We start from the raw sequence: 457 nt of genomic DNA, 5'->3' as shown, positions 1-457 counted from the left end.
CCAGCAGGTCGACGTCGTCCATCGTGTCTCCGCGTCCTGTGCCTGTAGAGCCGAGCCGCGCCACCCTTGACCGTGGGCGCCATTGAACGTAACGCATCGCAATGCGCGCGGAGCCCGCCGCTCGACTCGGGATAGGGGGCTTGGCTCGACTCTACAAAAAAGCAGCCGAGCATGGGCTCGGCTCTACACGCGGAACGCGGGTGACGGAAACGACGACGGGCCCCGAAGGGCCCGTCGCGTTGCATCAGTGAAGCAGGTGCTGCCTGGATCAGAAGCGGGCGCCGATGCCGAAGCCGACGGTCCACGGATCCATCTTGGCTTCGCCGATCTTCTCGCCGCCGACCTTGATGTCCGGGCGGGCGCGCATGTAGCGGGCGTCAGCACGGGCGAACCAGGTGGAGTTGATGTTCATGTCGACGCCGACGGTACCGATCACGCCCTTGGCATCCTTGAAGCG

Annotated in this window: 1 protein-coding gene; it reads right to left on the bottom strand. The window is 65.6% G+C overall.

Annotated features, from left to right (window positions below; translation table 11 throughout):
- Positions 1-268: 268 nt before the first annotated feature.
- Positions 269-457 (bottom strand): OmpW family outer membrane protein (locus tag D7X55_RS46310; protein ID WP_304988931.1); only part of this gene is annotated, 189 nt, incomplete at its 5' end.

The sequence above is a fragment of the Corallococcus sp. AB049A genome, assembly GCF_003668885.1.
In the GTDB taxonomy this organism is placed as follows: Bacteria; Myxococcota; Myxococcia; order Myxococcales; family Myxococcaceae; genus Corallococcus; species Corallococcus interemptor.
Note: the sequence above shows the minus strand (reverse complement) of the source record. Positions and strands in the feature narration are given on the sequence as shown.